This is a genomic window from Ornithinibacillus sp. FSL M8-0202 (assembly GCF_037975285.1).
GTDB lineage: Bacteria > Bacillota > Bacilli > Bacillales > Amphibacillaceae > Ornithinibacillus > Ornithinibacillus massiliensis.
The window spans coordinates 1,327,369-1,342,256 of sequence record NZ_CP150248.1 but is presented as its reverse complement, the minus strand read 5'-3'; the positions used below and the strand labels follow the sequence as shown (position 1 = coordinate 1,342,256).

The window sequence follows — 14,888 nt, the reverse complement described above, 5'->3', positions numbered from 1 at the left end:
ATGGAATTATTAAAATATTATGACTTATGTAGTGGGTGATTGGATAGCCTTTTTACAAAAAAGGTGCGGTTACAGTCATGAACTTTTTCGTACCGATTAAATGTTGTTATAACAAATAGTTAACAAGATTAGTGACGATACGATATAGATTGACTCTCTTAGTAAGATTAATTGGCATTCTACCTTCCTTGAAACTGGGAATAGGTGAAAGCTGTATCGTTAAGTTGAGAATCTCATACTCGGTCTGGAAGTATTCTATCCATAATCACTTAAAACTAGACACGTTCATTCTGGTCTTTCTTTTGAATGTGAAATTCCTCGTTCATGTAGCTACAATAAAATATATTCTCTATTTGATTGTAGCCTCTTTTTTGTAGTTCAGTTAGTAACCATTCCTTTGTTCTTTTTAGTATTTTAATATTGTTCTCTTGAATGATGCCATCTAAGATCAATGGTAAGGTGAATTGGCTATTTCCTCTTTTGAAGATAGATAATTTTCCAGACCTTTCCAATACAGCATATTCTACTTCACTTATATCTGCGATTTCTGCTTGCCTTAATTGAAATAGAATATCATCTAAAGTATATTTATGCTTTCGGAGATTTTCCTCAATTAATTTGCCATTATCAATTAACATAACTGGCGTACCTTCAACTATTTTACGAAACTTTTGACTTTTTACTCCAAAGGTTTCGAGTGTTACCTGTAAGAGAATAAGTAAAAAGATAGGCGATAATGCTCTAATCATAGAGATCTTAATGTCTTCAATTGATATAACTGCTAGTTCTGCGATCATGAGAGAGACAATAATATCAAGTAAACTTATCTCTCCTAATTCTTTTTTTCCCATTAAACGAAATAATAGTAATAGTACAATAAAAACGATTAGTGTTCGTAGTAAAGTAATGACGATTTCACCCAAACCCCAAATTCCTCCTAGACCATTAAACGTATACAGTTGGTATTATTCCATGTATAAAGTAATCCATTCATAGAGAAAGATGATAAATGATACTTACATGATTACTTAAGAAAAATTCGCGGGGATTACGGTGATGAGCCTAATAATGTTTTTTTTAATACGCATAAAAAAATCCCCATATAAAAAACAGACAAGTATTTATCCGCATTTTATAAGGGGAATTTTTTTGATATCTACATTAAGTGGCTTATAAAAATTGTCGCAATGCCAAAGTAAATCATTAATGACAAAATATCATTTAAGGTTGTAATTAGTGGCCCGGATGCTACAGCAGGATCAATTTTAAAATGATGGAGAATTAATGGAATGATAGTTCCTGCTAATGTTCCGATAATAAGAGTGACCACTAAAGTACTACCGACAACGAGTCCTAGTATCGGACTACCTTGCCAAATATACGCAATTACGGAAATCAGAATTCCGCAAGTTACGCCGATAATAATACCTACTAATAGCTCTCTACAAATAATCTTGGCTATCACGACTTTGTTAATATCTCGTGTAGTAAGCCCTCTAACAACTACAGCCAATGACTGTGTACCCGTATTTCCAGTCATTCCTGCGATCATCGGCATGAAGAATGCTAAAGCGACAACTTTTTCAAGTGTTTCTTCAAAAGTACTGACAATCGTTCCGGATATTAATCCAATAAACAATAGTAGAATTAGCCAAGGTAATCTCCGATAGGCTGCTACTGGTGCTTTCGTATCAAAGTCAATATCTTTACCTGAAGCTGACAATTTCTCTATGTCTTCTGTCGCTTCTTTCATTAGTACATCGATCATGTCATCAACTGTAAGAATCCCAACTAACACATGGTAGCAGATATACTTCAGGAGCTCGACAAAGAACAACAACAGAATCTCTTAAATAAATTGGACGCCAAAATTTTGGAGATGAACCTACCGGAGCATTGGACTCCAAAGCAACAGCAGAAATTATGTCCATCCTTACTGAAATTAATAAACAAGGAACAACGATTCTACTAGTTACCCACGATGCTAAAGTAGCAGCGAAAACGGATAGGGTGTTGTTAATGGCGGATGGAAAGCTCGTCGGAGAGAAGAAAATGAGTAAATATAATACCCAATTTGACGATAGCAAGAGAAGAGAAGAAAGCATTATGCGATGGTTAATGGAAAAGGGATTCTAAATTAATGATAAACATAGCGGGAAGGCGATTTTGACCATTTAGTTGTGGATATGTGTCCATTGTGGCAATTCGTATTTTTACTATGGGCTAGTAGTGAAGGCTAACATAAAGCTCGATTAGCATATACCTTGCTCCGGAAGTATACCTAACTTGATATGATGGAGGTTACCTCTTCATGAGGAGGACACTATTATCTTATGAAGTATAGGTATATTTCCAGGGCTAGTATGGATTCGTATTCATTTGTTTCGCTCTTACTTCTGTTATAAATCGATTCTATTTATTATTAGAGTAAACCATGCTTACGTTATGTTTAGGTAACGAAAGGGAAATTTAGTAAGCAAGGTGATATCTAGAAATCTATTAATAGCGAAATAGCATCGTAATAAACTCGTGGCCACCACCAATGGTCCAGAATAATGCTAAGTCACCACGCTTTATCCTACCAGTTTCAATCCCTTCATGGAGGGCAATAAATGGACTACTTGTCCCAGTATAGCCATACTCATCCCCTACATAAATGATTTTTTCCTGCGGTATATTAAAGCGCTCTTGTATTTTATCAATATTCACTTTAGCAAATTGAGATAAGCAGAAAACATCGACATCTTCAATAGTGAGCTGATTTCTCTCTAATATGGTTTCAAACATGTCATAAGTATAAGGTAGAGACATCGTTCCATCAAATGGAAGCCAGCGCATCGATTCTGCTCTTTCTCCAGCTTTAATGGTTTGGGCTAGTCCCTTCTCTGGAAATAAAATATTATTTCGATTACTAGAGTCTACTTCGAACATAGCATCTATAAAGCCTGTTTCTTCCTCGGTCTTTTCTAAGATAACTGCGCTAGCAGCATCTCCGAAGTTAGCATAAGTCATCGCATCATTTGGATCGGCCACTAAAGAAAGATAATCAGAGCCTACCACAAGGGCTGTATCAACATGAGGGTTAGACATCATGTATCGTGAAGCCTGTTCTACTGCAATTGTCATTCCAGCACAATTGGCATTCATATCGAAAATAACCGTACTTTTTTTTGCCTCAATGGCATGATGAAGGAACATAGCATTGGTAGGAACAGTGACTTCAGGTACTTGACTCGAAAAGACAATCATATCGATATCCTTTCCTTCTAGCTCAGCCTTTTTTAACACCCGATTGGCAGCCTCAATCGCCATTGTATTCGTATTTTCCTCTTGATTATCAATTACATAACGCTTGTTTCTACCCATTATATGCAAGAAATTTGTTATATCTTTTCCTTGTTTTTGAAAGTGTTCAACGTATACAGCATTGTCAACTTGTTTTTTTGCATGATAAACATCCACTGCTTTAATTCTGATATTAGTCATAATATACCTCTCGAATAATTTAGTAGATACAAAGAATGGTAAAAAAGGTAGGGAAACGTAATGGTTCCTTACCTTCATTAAACTAATATTTTTGAACGACCTCGAAATTGTCTAATCCAACTTTTTTTGCCAAGCGGTTTAATTGCATGGAAATGATAGCACTCTTGCTAATTCCTACTTCTACTTTTTTAAATCCAGATGATTTATACAGTTCTAAACAGCTCTCAAGAGTTGGTATCATCTGTTGGGTTACGACATCCAAATCTCTGCAATCAAATTCTAAAACAAATTCACTTGCATTAATGGATGATACCTTCTTTTGATAATCATCAATAAACTGTTGAGCTTTTTCAGGGGTAAAGGTACCACTTACGGTCATGTCAATCGTCTTCTTTGCTACATTAACCTTCATTGTATAAGTTCCATCAGCCATAGTGAAATTCAGCTCCTCTTTTGAAATATAGGAGTTACGTATCATTACGATGCTTTACTATGATTATTTTTCATTCAAAACTTAAATAATGAACAACTCCCACTATATTATCGACATTTAATAAAATCTTTTAAATATAAATTAATGGTTTTATCCAATTATGTGAATCATGTTAAAAGCCTGTAATACTAGTGTACTAGTTACTCTACATGTGAATAAGCATAGGATAATCACTAGATGAGGGTATAGAGGTAGGAGCGTTTTGTCTTTTGGGTAGGTTATTCCTAAGAAGGAAGCGACAACCATGTTTTTAGTTTCCTGAAACTTTTTACGCTATACAACCGTATTTATAGTACTATAGAAAGTAGGGGAGTGGTGAGCGGAAATGAGTACTTTCAAACGAATTCGAGCTATTTTAGCAAGCAATATAGAAGAGAAATTTAGAAAAGAAGAAGACCCGGAAGTAGAAGTAAACCGGTTTATTCGCGAAATAGAGCAGGACTTAAGAGATTTAAATGTGGAAAGTGATGCAGCAATAACAGCGATGAATCGTACACGTAGACAGCTTGAGGAATGCAAATCAGAAATGAAAAAGATGGAGCGTTATGCGATTAAATCCCTTGAAGTAGACGATGAGGATAAAGCACGGAGATTTTTAATGGAAAAGGCTAATCTGAAGGTGAAACTACAGGATTTGGAAAAGCAATATGAGCTTGCCTCTCTGAAGGCTGAACAAATGAAGCTTGCCCAAGAGAAGTTAAAGTATGATGTAATGGAGCTCAAAAATAAACGGGATACTTTAGTAGGACGACTACAAGCTGCAGAAAGTAAGAAGAAAGCAATGGAGAATGGTCCGTCTCAATCAAACGTTCGTTTAACAAAGTTTGATCAGCTAGAGGAAAAAGCCAATCGGGCGTTGGCAGAGGCTGAAGCTCTGGAAGAATTACGGTATGGACTCGATTCTGACATAGAGGCCATTTCCTCACCATATGATGAAAGTATTGATATAGAGATGGCAGCATTAAAAGATAAACTAAAATAGCATATAAAATAAGGGGATATGAGGTGATCACATGATAATTCATTATAAATGTCCTAACTGTGGCGATGATATGGCATTTGATTCAGTATCTGGTAACCTATCATGCGCAAGCTGTGGGCGTAATGACTCGATTGAAGAATTCTCGGATGACTATATATTCAATACATTTTCAGAAGATGAAGCGAAGGAATACGAATGTAATAACTGTGGTGCGGCCGTAATCACAGATGCAGATACGTCAGCTACCTCTTGTAGTTTCTGTGGTGCAGGAGTCGTACTAGCTGACCGAGTATCTGGAAGCCTTGCTCCAGACATGGTTTTACCATTCCAGATTAGTAAGGAACAAGCAATGGAAGCCTTTAAGAAATGGTGTAAAAATGGTCGCCTTACTCCGGATGGTTTTATGACGGCTGACCGCATTAAGAACATAACCGGAATGTATGTGCCTTTTTGGCTTTATGATTTACATAGTGTTGCAGAAGTACGAGCAAAGGCTACCAAAGTAAGGAGCTATACGCGAGGAGACTATGTTTATACAGAAACGAAATATTATGATGTAGAGCGAAAGATTGATTTAACCTTTCAGAAGGTTCCTGTAGACGCATCAAAGAAGATGAACGATGAATTAATGGATAAACTAGAACCTTATGATTTTGGGAAGTTAAAAGACTTTAAGACAGCTTATCTGGCAGGCTATCTAGCAGAAAAATATAATTATGACAATAAAGATCTACTGCCTAGGGTAAAGTCTAAGGTGAGCAGTTACATTAATAAATACGTAAGTTCGACGATTAATGGATACTCCTCCGTTAAATACGTAGATCAAAACATTAATACTAGAGAAAGAAAAGCCTATTATGTTTTACTACCGGTTTGGATGGTGTATTACGACTTTGATAAGCAGGAGCATACATTTGCAATGAATGGTGTTACCGGAAAGGTAGTTGGAAAGCCACCCCTTAGCAAGAAGAAGATTGCTGCTTGGTGGGGGAGTATTGCTGCTATTTCATTTATTGGAATGAAAATCCTCTCCTTTGCAATTGGGGGTGAACTTTTATGAGGGATATAAAAAAGGTAATATTCCCTGGTATTCTATTTCTCCTCTTTCTATATAGTTCATCTTTCACAGTTTTCGCCGATGATTCAACACAACGAATTTATGATTATGCTAACCTATTATCGGATGAAGAAGTTGAAGCCCTAGAACAGTTAGCTGATGAACATAGTGAAAAAAGGAAGACCGATTTTATTATCGTTATTACAGAAGATACCGATGGAAAAACAGTAGAGCAGTATATGGCAGACTTTTATGATGAAATGGCTTTTGGATATGATAAGCCCCATGGAAGTACAGTCATACTGGCAATAGATATAGATAATCGGGATTTCTATATCGCAAGCTTTGAAGGTGCACAAAAACATTTAGATAGTCAACGAGTAGATTTACTATTTAACGAACTTGTTCCTCCATTATCGGCTGATAAATATTTTGATGCATTTAAGACATTTGTGGAAACTGGGTCACGATACATGCGATATATGCCAGGTGTTAATCCGGAAAGTATTATGTTTGATACGTGGTTTCACGTTATAATAGCGCTACTAATAGGTGGGATAATTGTTGGAACAATGGCATATAACTCTGGTGGAAAAGTAACAGTAAATGAACGAACTTATACCGGGGACTTTAAAGTTTTAAAACGTAAAGATATTTTCCTATCCAAGAATGTAACCAAACGTAAAAAACCTTCTAATAACAACCGCGGAGGAAGCGGAGGTGGCGGTGGGGTTACCCGAGGAGGGAGCTCATATACTGGTAAAGGTGGTAGCTTTTAATATTAATTAGATTATTAATGAATGAGAGGAAGTTTATAGATGGCTTTTTTTAGAAATCAATTTTCAGATGTAATCGAATGGGAAGAATTTCGAGATGATATGATATTTTGGAAATGGAATAATAAGGAGATAAAAAAGGGAAGTAGATTAATACTTCGTCCTGGTCAGGATGCTATTTTTCTATCAAATGGTAAAATAGAAGGAATCTTTAAGGAAGAGGGAGACTATAATATCGAATCAGAGATTATCCCCTTCTTATCAACTCTAAAAGGCTTCAAGTTCGGATTTAACAGTGGTCTCCGGGTCGAAGTGATTTTTGTTAATACGAAAATTTTTAATGTGAAATGGGGTACTAGAAGTGCAATTAATATTCCAGCACCCCAGTTGAACCTTCCAGGAGGTTTACCAATTAGAGCGAACGGAACTTTCGAGTTCAAAGTAAATGATTATATTACGTTAATCGATAATATAGCTGGGGTAAAAAGTCGCTATCTAGTCGATGATGTAAAAATCCGTATCACTTCTATTTTAGATCAATTGCTAATGAAGTGGATTACTCGAGAGGGTAAGGATTTATTTAACTTACAAGCTAATGGATTAGAAATATCAAGAGGTATTCGTGAAGATTTAGATATGGAAATCCATGATATGGGTATGACACTAACTGGCTTTAGCGTGAGTAGCTTTAACTATCCAAAAGAAGTGCAGGAAATGGTGAATAAGAGTGCGAAACATAGTATGGTCGGTGATGTATCAAAATACCAGCAAATCGAAGTAACGGATGCAATGTCTTCCGGGAAAATGCAAGGTTCAGGAACTGCTGGTGATATGGCTGGTATGATGATGGGTATGACAATGGCAAATGAAATGATGAAAAATATAAACCCATCCACTAATCAGGAACAGCAACAAAACCAACAGCAAGGACAGCCTGCTCAGCAATCTACTAATCAATCCTCCGGAACAGGGCCTAATTTCTGTCCTAACTGTGGGAATAAAGCAAGTGGAGCAAATTTCTGCTCGAATTGTGGGTATAAACTAGTCTAATTAGTAAGTAAAATAAATCCCCGAAGGTCGGTTAAGATGTCTTTGGGGATTTATTATTTATTACTGTTTTTTTCTTTCCACAGCCACAACCACCAGCAACTCGTTTTGCAACTAGTTTTTTTCGATCCGTATTTACTTTAACTAATGGTTTTGCTTTCAAGATGAACAGCTCCTTTTGGTAGGAATTTTACAATCTACAGACTAATAATCTCAATGCTTTCTCCAAACACCCTATTGGTACATAATCCCTTCACATCAACAATCAATCCCGTATTATCTTTAAATAAATTATAAAAATCATCGTCATGCATCTCGCGAAATTGTTTGTGAGAAACTGCTAGAATTATAATATCAAAGTTAATCAGATCTTCCTTTTCTACTATTGGCAAATTGAAATCCTCTGGCAGATCCTGTTGATTAATAATAGGATCATAGGCTACAACATGTAACCCATCGTTCTGTAATTTATGACCTATTTCGATAGATTTCGAGTTCCGTAAATCTGGAACATCCTCTTTAAAGGTAAGCCCTAATAATCCCACCTTCAGCCCGTTGTGATTATACCCCTTCTCCTCAATATATCGATTAACAATGGAGACTACTTCAGTAGACATTCGATCATTTACTGACCTTGCTATTGTCATTAGCTCCGGTGTGTACCCTTCTTGCTTTGCTTTATAGATGAAATAATATGGGTCCACTCCGATACAATGCCCCCCAACTAAACCGGGATTAAAAGGAATGAAGTTCCATTTAGTCCTTGCTGCTTCTAGCACTTCATGTGTTTGTAAACCTAGGTGCCTAAAAATAATAGATAGTTCATTCATAAAAGCAATGTTAATATCCCGTTGGGTGTTTTCAACTAGTTTAGCTGCCTCTGCTACTGGTATAGAGCTAGCTTTAAATACCTTAGCATCTATGACACTTTGGTAAAGAGCATATATTTTATCTAGTGTTTGTTTGTCCTGTGCAGCAACAATTTTTTCTGTGGTTGAAAAGGTATGAGATGTATCACCAGGGTTTATCCGTTCTGGCGAATAGCCAACAAAGAAATCTTGACCACAGTGAAGAGTTGAGCATTTCTCTAGTAATGGAATACAAACTTCTTCTGTTGCACCAGGGAAAACGGTTGATTCATAAATAATGACAGTATTCCTTCGCATATTTTCCCCTACTGTTTTCGAGGCATTAATAAGATGTGATAAGTCAGGTTCTTGCTTTTCATTTAGAGGCGTAGGAACACAGATAATGATGACATCACATACATGTAGACGGGTAGCATCTAGTGTGAACTCTATAGAAGCGTCTTTTAAGGATTGGCTTGTCACTTGATTAGTAGTGTCCACATGCTGTTTCAAGGAATGTATCCTTTCCGGTTTTACATCGTATCCAATTACCTGGTATTTCTTTGAAAATCCAAGTGTAACAGGAAGCCCAACATACCCTAAACCTACAACGGCTATGGTTGGATTATAATTATAAGTTGCCCTTATATCTCTAGTCTTTGATACTAAATTTTTTGGTTTCATAGTGTAACGATCCTCTCTAATATAGAGCTAATACTTTATATGAAATCATTTCAGAGACTGTTCCAAGATATAAGATAAAAAGGCTTAAATACTAGGGCACTAGTTGAATTGTTATATTCCCTCTAATACGCCGTTCCCCAAAACCCTTCGCTTCAATACAAATATAAACATATAAATCTAGTAATAAGGAGTGAAGAGATGATCCCACTAATTGATTTAAAAAAACAATTCGCCTCGATTCATCAGGAAATGAAGGATGCGATTATTCAAGTTTTGGAAAGTGGCAATTATATATTAGGACCAAAGGTTAGTGAATTGGAAAAAGAAATTGCCAAACGATTAGGGGTAAAGCATGCTATAGCAGTAGGAAATGGTACTGATGCATTAGTTCTAACTTTAGAGGCTTTTGGTATCGGGCAAGGTGATGAGGTAATTACAACCCCGTTTACTTTTTTTGCAACATCTGAGGCAATTACTCGAGTTGGCGCAACTCCGGTATTTGTTGATATAGATCCAAAAACTTTTCTTTTAGATGCTAATAAACTACAAGAGAAAATAACTTCCAAAACAAAGGCCATCATCCCGGTCCATTTATTTGGGTTACCAGCTGATATGGATGAGATACAGTCTATCGCAAATAAACACAATTTAGTAGTGATTGAAGATGCAGCACAAGCCTTTGGAGCAGTATATAAGGAGAAAGCTGTCGGGAGTATTGGAGATGCTGGGTGTTTTTCATTCTTTCCTACAAAGAATTTAGGAACAGTAGGGGATGGTGGCATGATTACGACATCTAATGATACTGTGGCGCAAACGATTAGGAGATTACGAGTCCATGGCAGTAAAAAAAAGTACTATCATACAGAACCAGGTTATAATAGTAGGCTTGATGAAATACATGCTGCTATATTATTAGTTTGCTTAAGGGAGATTGATCACTGGAACGAGCGGCGAAATGCAATTGCTGATTACTACTCCTTAAGGTTGAAAGAAACAAATGGAATAGAATTACCAATGCGCATGTCGGACCGATCCCATGTCTATCACTTGTATTGTATAAAATCATCCAATAGAGAGGAATTCATTACATTGCTCAAGAATGCCTCAATCCAGACAGGAATATATTATCCTTTATGTTTACACCTACAAGATGCAAATAAAACCTTAGGTTACAGACATGGGGATTTCCCAATAGCAGAGAGTGTGTCGAAGGAAGTATTTGCTATTCCAATGCATCCATTTCTTTCAAAGGAAGATCAAAATAAGATAATTAAAATAATTAAACGAGCAAGTGATCAACTATGAAATATACTGTGGGACTTATAGGCTGTGGGTATATTGCTAATCGGCATATTGATACTATTAGCAAGATAAAAGCGCTGGATTTAGTGGCAGTCAGTGATATTGATGAAAGTAAAATGGATAGCATAATGCAAGAATACAGACAGTTAACAGAGCAAAGGAAAGAGATTTTAGCATATAAGAAATATGAAGATTTACTAGAAGATGAGCGGATTGACATAGTAATTATTGCGACAGTATCTAGTTTGCATGCAGATATGGCGATTCAGGCACTGTTGCATCATAAGCATGTGGTCTTAGAGAAACCATTAGCGCTTTCCATTGACGATGCAAATACTATAGCAGAAGTATCGTCGATAGTAGGTAAGCGTGTCTTAGTTTGTCATCAATTACGCTATCGCCCAGTAATGAGTAGGATAAAGGAATTAATTGAGCAAGGTGCGTTAGGCGAACTGTACTTTGGCGTTGCATCCATGCGTATTAATCGTTCTAGCCAGTATTATAATTCTGCCTGGAAAGGTACTTGGGAAAAAGATGGTGGAATGTTATTAAATCAAGGAGTTCACTTAATTGATTTATTGATTTGGTTCATGGGAGATGTACAAATGGTTACAGGGGAAATTGACCGTAAACTCGATGTGAAAAGCACAGAAGATATTGCACTAGGTATTCTTACGTTTGAAAATGGGGCTAAGGGTATAATAGAGGCTAATACCATCACGCTACCCAACAATCTTGGTTACTACTTAACCGTATTTGGAGAAAAAGGAACCATTTCAATTGGTGGTCCTTCTTTTAATATATTGGAGCGATGTTATCTCCCCAACCCATTTGATACGGAAGAACTCAAAACGTTATTAAAGGATAATAATGAACATGTGTATATGTATCAACATTTTATTGACGCATTAGAGAAGGAAGACGAGGTTTTACTAGGAAATGAAAAAGAAGCTATGCGTTCACTTATGACGATATTTGCGTTATATGAATCTGCAAGAGAAGATAAAAAAGTATCCCTTCCTATTAGATCTTTTGCTACGAAAGAAATGAATGTAAGGAGAGAGGTAAATGATCCATAATAAGGCCGTTATAGGAGGAAATGTTAAGCTGGGGGAACATGTCATAATCGAGGAAAATGTAAGAATTGGAGATAATGTGGTTATTGGGAATCATGTTGTTATTAAAAGTGGAACTAGAATTGGAGATAACGTTACTGTAGAGGATCTATCTGTTCTAGGAAAATTACCTGCCTCGAATAACAAAATGGCGAGGAAACCGAACCTATCAGCTCCTTTATTGGAAATACATGACCAAGTTACAATTGGTTGTAATACAGTCCTATATAGTGGATCAGTAATCTGCCAAGGTGTATTTATTGGTGATTTAGCAAGTATACGAGAAAACGTTAAAATAGGAGAAGAAAGTATTGTTGGTAGAAATGTTATGGTGGAGACGAATACGGAGATTGGTAAACGAGTTACGGTACAAACTGGGACATATATTACTGCAGATATGGTAATTGAAGATGAAGTATTTATTGGCCCGTGTTGTAGCACGTCAAATGATAAATATATGGGTAGACGAAATTATCCACATAAAGGACCAATTATAAAAAAGGGAGCTAGAATTGGTAATAATGCTACACTTCTCCCTGGAATAGTAATTGGCATAGGGGGAGTTGTTGGAGCGGGAGCTGTAGTAACTAAAGATGTATTGGACTATAAAGTGGTTGTGGGTAATCCGGCCAGAGCATTAGATGAGTAAAACAATAATAGAAAAGAACCTCCATTCTATGGGAATTAGAATAGAGGTTCTCTTTTAATACTAAAAATTAGCTATTGATCAACCCTATATAGCTAATTTTTTTAATTTAAATCCTCTCTATCCAATATTAGAGAATCCCTTACTTATTATTTTCCATAAATTATAGAGTTTAATATAGCAATGTAGAATTCCATATCCTTTCAATTTACTAGATTATGGAAATTATGATATGTATTGTCCATTTAGTAGATAGAGCGAAATAAGGTTAATTGTTGCAGACTAATTGTTCTGCCCCTGTAAGAAAGCACATTTCATATTGGAATAGGTTAACCGCCTGAACAAGCATATCGATATTACATACTATAATTTTGAAGTTTCAATACTATAAAAATTAGTAATGGAACTTAAATTAAATAGTAAAGGAGGAAGTTAGGTTGGCAATAAATAACTTAATAGTCAATGGCAGCTTTGAAACTGGTGATCTTTCCAGTTGGGAGTCACTAAATGTTAATGTTACAAATGAACATGCTCACGTAGGAGTATATTCTGCTAGATTCGCTGGTGGTTCTGCAAATGCTTTCTTATCACAAGTAGTACCGGCTGAAGCTGGTGGAAGTTATGAACTTCTAGTTTCATTAGCTAAAGACAATGAACAACCAAGTCCTATTATCAACTTAGAGGTTGCATTTTTGGATAGCTCTAATAATGTTCTCGGCATTGGATTAGAAACTATTATTGGATATGATAATATTCCACTTGTTATAAATAATACTTGGTTAGGAGCATACCAGACGACAAGTGTTGCACCAGCTGGTACTACTCAAGCCAGGGTAACTATTTCAAAGCCTATTAGTGCACTACGAGCCCCTGCTATCTATGTTGATGATGTTGCACTCTTAGAGGCTGATGGTTCAAACGGATTACCAGGTCCAACAGGCCCAACCGGCCCAACGGGAGCAACCGGGGCAACGGGAGCAACCGGCCCAGCCGGAGCAACGGGAGCAACCGGCCGGGAGCAACAGGAGCAACGGGGAGAGCAGGTCCAGCCGGAGCAACAGGAGCAACAGGTCCAGCCGGAGCAACAGGAGCGAACAGGAGCAACAGGTCCAGCCGGAGCAACAGGAGCGGCCGGGGCGGGGAGCAACAGGTCCAGCCGGAGCAACAGGAGCGACAGGAGCAACAGGAGCAACAGGTCCAGCCGGAGCAACCGGGGAGCAACCGCAAGAACGGGAGCAACAGGTCCAGCCGGAGCAACGGGAAAGAACAGGAGCGAACAGGAGCGGCCGGGGCAACAGGTCCAGCCGGAGCAACAGGAGCGAACAGGAGCAACAGGAGCGAACAGGAGCAACAGGTCCAGCCGGAGCAACCGGAGAACGGGATCAACCGGGGCAACGGGAGCAACAGGTCCAGCCGGAGCAACGGGAGCGAACAGGAGCAACCGGGAGCAACAGGAGCGACCGGGGCAACAGGTCCAGCCGGAGCAACCGGGCGACGGGAGCAACCGGGGCAACAGGTCCAGCCGGATCAACCGGGCAACCGGCCCAGCCGGAGCAACGGGAGCAACAGGAGCAACAGGTCCAGCCGGAGCAACCGTAAGAACGGGAGCCAGGAGCAACAGGTCCAGCAACGGTCCAGCCGGCCCAGCAACAACGGGAGCGACAGGAGCAACAGGTCCAGCCGGAGCAACCGTAAGAACGGGAGCAACAGGAGAACAGGAGCAACAGGTCCAGCCGGAGCAACAGGAGCAACAGGAGCAACAGGAGCAACAGGAGAGCCAACAGGTCCAGCCGGAGCAACCGTAAGAACGGGAGCAACCGTAAGAACGGGAGCAACAGGTCCAGCCGGAGCAACGGGAGCAACAGGAGCGAACAAGAACGGGAGCAGCCGGGGCAACAGGTCCAACGGGAGCAACAGGAGCGAACCGGGAGCAACAGGTCCAGCCGGAGCAACAGGAGCGAACAGGAGCAACAGGTCCAGCCGGAGCAACCGTAAGAACGGGAGCAACAGGTCCAGCCGGAGCAACGGGAGCAGGAGCCGGGGCGTACGGGAGAACCGTAAGAACGGGAGCAACAGGTCCAGCCGGAGCAACGGGAGCAACAGGAGCGAACCAAGAACGGGAGCAGCCAGGGCGGCAGGAGCAACAGGTCCAGCCGGAGCAACGGGAGAACAGGAGCCCGGAACGGGAGAACAGGAGCGAACCGTAAGGCGGGAGCAACAGGAGCGGGTAAGAACGGGAGCAACAGGTCCAGCCGGAGCAACGGGAGCAACAGGAGCGACAAGAACGGGAGCGAACCAGGGCAACGGGAGCAACCGGGGCAACGGGAGCAACAGGTCCAGCCGGAGCAACAGGAGCAACAGGAGCAACGGGAAGAACTGGCCCAACCGGCCCAACAGGTCCAACGGGTCCAACCGGAGCAACAGGTCCGGCAGGAGCTTAAATATCTAAAAT

Annotated in this window: 12 protein-coding genes and 3 pseudogenes; 9 read left to right on the top strand and 6 right to left on the bottom strand. The window is 39.2% G+C overall.

Going from position 1 to position 14,888, the window contains the following annotated elements; genetic code table 11:
• Window positions 1-275 precede the first annotated feature (275 nt).
• Both MKY78_RS06885 and mgtE read right to left on the bottom strand, forming a co-directional pair.
• Window positions 276-923 carry a DUF421 domain-containing protein gene (locus tag MKY78_RS06885; RefSeq protein ID WP_339217091.1) on the bottom strand — a complete coding sequence of 216 codons (648 nt, stop codon included), beginning with the start codon at window positions 921-923 and terminating at the stop codon, window positions 276-278.
• A 233-nt stretch (window positions 924-1,156) separates the two neighbouring features.
• A pseudogene (mgtE, locus tag MKY78_RS06880) lies at window positions 1,157-1,798 on the bottom strand (magnesium transporter); the annotation flags it as partial.
• A gap of 74 nt (window positions 1,799-1,872) precedes the next feature.
• On the opposite strand from mgtE, the pseudogene MKY78_RS06875 reads away from it, so the two are divergent.
• Window positions 1,873-2,136: pseudogene (locus tag MKY78_RS06875) on the top strand (ABC transporter ATP-binding protein); the annotation flags it as partial.
• 363 nt (window positions 2,137-2,499) lie between these two features.
• Here MKY78_RS06875 and MKY78_RS06870 read toward each other — a convergent pair.
• Together MKY78_RS06870 and MKY78_RS06865 are read right to left on the bottom strand one after the other, a co-directional pair.
• On the bottom strand, window positions 2,500-3,486 hold the full coding sequence (locus tag MKY78_RS06870; RefSeq protein WP_339217090.1) for a 3-oxoacyl-ACP synthase III family protein: 987 nt from the start codon (window positions 3,484-3,486) through the stop codon (window positions 2,500-2,502).
• 82 nt (window positions 3,487-3,568) lie between these two features.
• The gene (locus MKY78_RS06865) at window positions 3,569-3,919 is read right to left on the bottom strand and encodes a hypothetical protein (protein ID WP_339217089.1); all 351 of its coding nucleotides are present in this window, start codon (window positions 3,917-3,919) and stop codon (window positions 3,569-3,571) included.
• A 385-nt stretch (window positions 3,920-4,304) separates the two neighbouring features.
• Between MKY78_RS06865 and MKY78_RS06860 the strand changes: the two genes are divergently transcribed.
• Genes MKY78_RS06860 through MKY78_RS06845 form a run of 4 tightly spaced genes read left to right on the top strand, consistent with a single transcriptional unit; the run spans window position 4,305 to window position 7,844 of the window.
• Window positions 4,305-4,961 (top strand): PspA/IM30 family protein, encoded by a 657-nt coding sequence (locus MKY78_RS06860; protein WP_339217088.1) that lies wholly within the window; start codon window positions 4,305-4,307, stop codon window positions 4,959-4,961.
• A gap of 31 nt (window positions 4,962-4,992) precedes the next feature.
• Window positions 4,993-6,021: a TFIIB-type zinc ribbon-containing protein gene (locus tag MKY78_RS06855; protein WP_339217087.1), complete on the top strand. Its 1,029-nt coding sequence runs from the start codon at window positions 4,993-4,995 to the stop codon at window positions 6,019-6,021.
• The gene (locus MKY78_RS06850) at window positions 6,018-6,797 is read left to right on the top strand and encodes a TPM domain-containing protein (RefSeq protein WP_339217086.1); all 780 of its coding nucleotides are present in this window, start codon (window positions 6,018-6,020) and stop codon (window positions 6,795-6,797) included. The genes MKY78_RS06855 and MKY78_RS06850 overlap by 4 nt, the downstream gene beginning before the upstream one ends.
• Before the next feature lie 39 nt (window positions 6,798-6,836).
• Window positions 6,837-7,844: an SPFH domain-containing protein gene (locus tag MKY78_RS06845; RefSeq protein ID WP_186869067.1), complete on the top strand. Its 1,008-nt coding sequence runs from the start codon at window positions 6,837-6,839 to the stop codon at window positions 7,842-7,844.
• A gap of 31 nt (window positions 7,845-7,875) precedes the next feature.
• Here the strand turns inward: MKY78_RS06845 and MKY78_RS06840 are convergent, their stop codons facing one another.
• Together MKY78_RS06840 and MKY78_RS06835 are read right to left on the bottom strand one after the other, a co-directional pair.
• Window positions 7,876-8,004, bottom strand: a complete 129-nt coding sequence (locus MKY78_RS06840) for a hypothetical protein (protein ID WP_255488081.1) — start codon at window positions 8,002-8,004, stop codon at window positions 7,876-7,878.
• A 34-nt stretch (window positions 8,005-8,038) separates the two neighbouring features.
• Window positions 8,039-9,373, bottom strand: a complete 1,335-nt coding sequence (locus MKY78_RS06835) for a nucleotide sugar dehydrogenase (protein ID WP_186869066.1) — start codon at window positions 9,371-9,373, stop codon at window positions 8,039-8,041.
• A 198-nt stretch (window positions 9,374-9,571) separates the two neighbouring features.
• Here MKY78_RS06835 and MKY78_RS06830 point away from each other — a divergent pair, with 198 nt between their 5' ends.
• The 4 genes and pseudogenes from MKY78_RS06830 to MKY78_RS06815 all read left to right on the top strand — a co-directional run.
• Window positions 9,572-10,678, top strand: coding sequence for a DegT/DnrJ/EryC1/StrS family aminotransferase (locus MKY78_RS06830; protein WP_186869065.1), 1,107 nt, complete (start codon window positions 9,572-9,574; stop codon window positions 10,676-10,678).
• Window positions 10,675-11,754 carry a Gfo/Idh/MocA family oxidoreductase gene (locus MKY78_RS06825; protein WP_186869064.1) on the top strand — a complete coding sequence of 360 codons (1,080 nt, stop codon included), beginning with the start codon at window positions 10,675-10,677 and terminating at the stop codon, window positions 11,752-11,754. The genes MKY78_RS06830 and MKY78_RS06825 overlap by 4 nt, the downstream gene beginning before the upstream one ends.
• Window positions 11,744-12,439, top strand: coding sequence for an N-acetyltransferase (locus MKY78_RS06820; protein ID WP_186869063.1), 696 nt, complete (start codon window positions 11,744-11,746; stop codon window positions 12,437-12,439). Before MKY78_RS06825 ends, MKY78_RS06820 begins: the two co-directional genes overlap by 11 nt.
• 434 nt (window positions 12,440-12,873) lie before the next feature.
• Window positions 12,874-14,868 (top strand): annotated as a pseudogene (locus tag MKY78_RS06815) (NTTRR-F1 domain); the annotation flags it as partial.
• Between the last annotated feature and the right edge of the window lie 20 nt (window positions 14,869-14,888).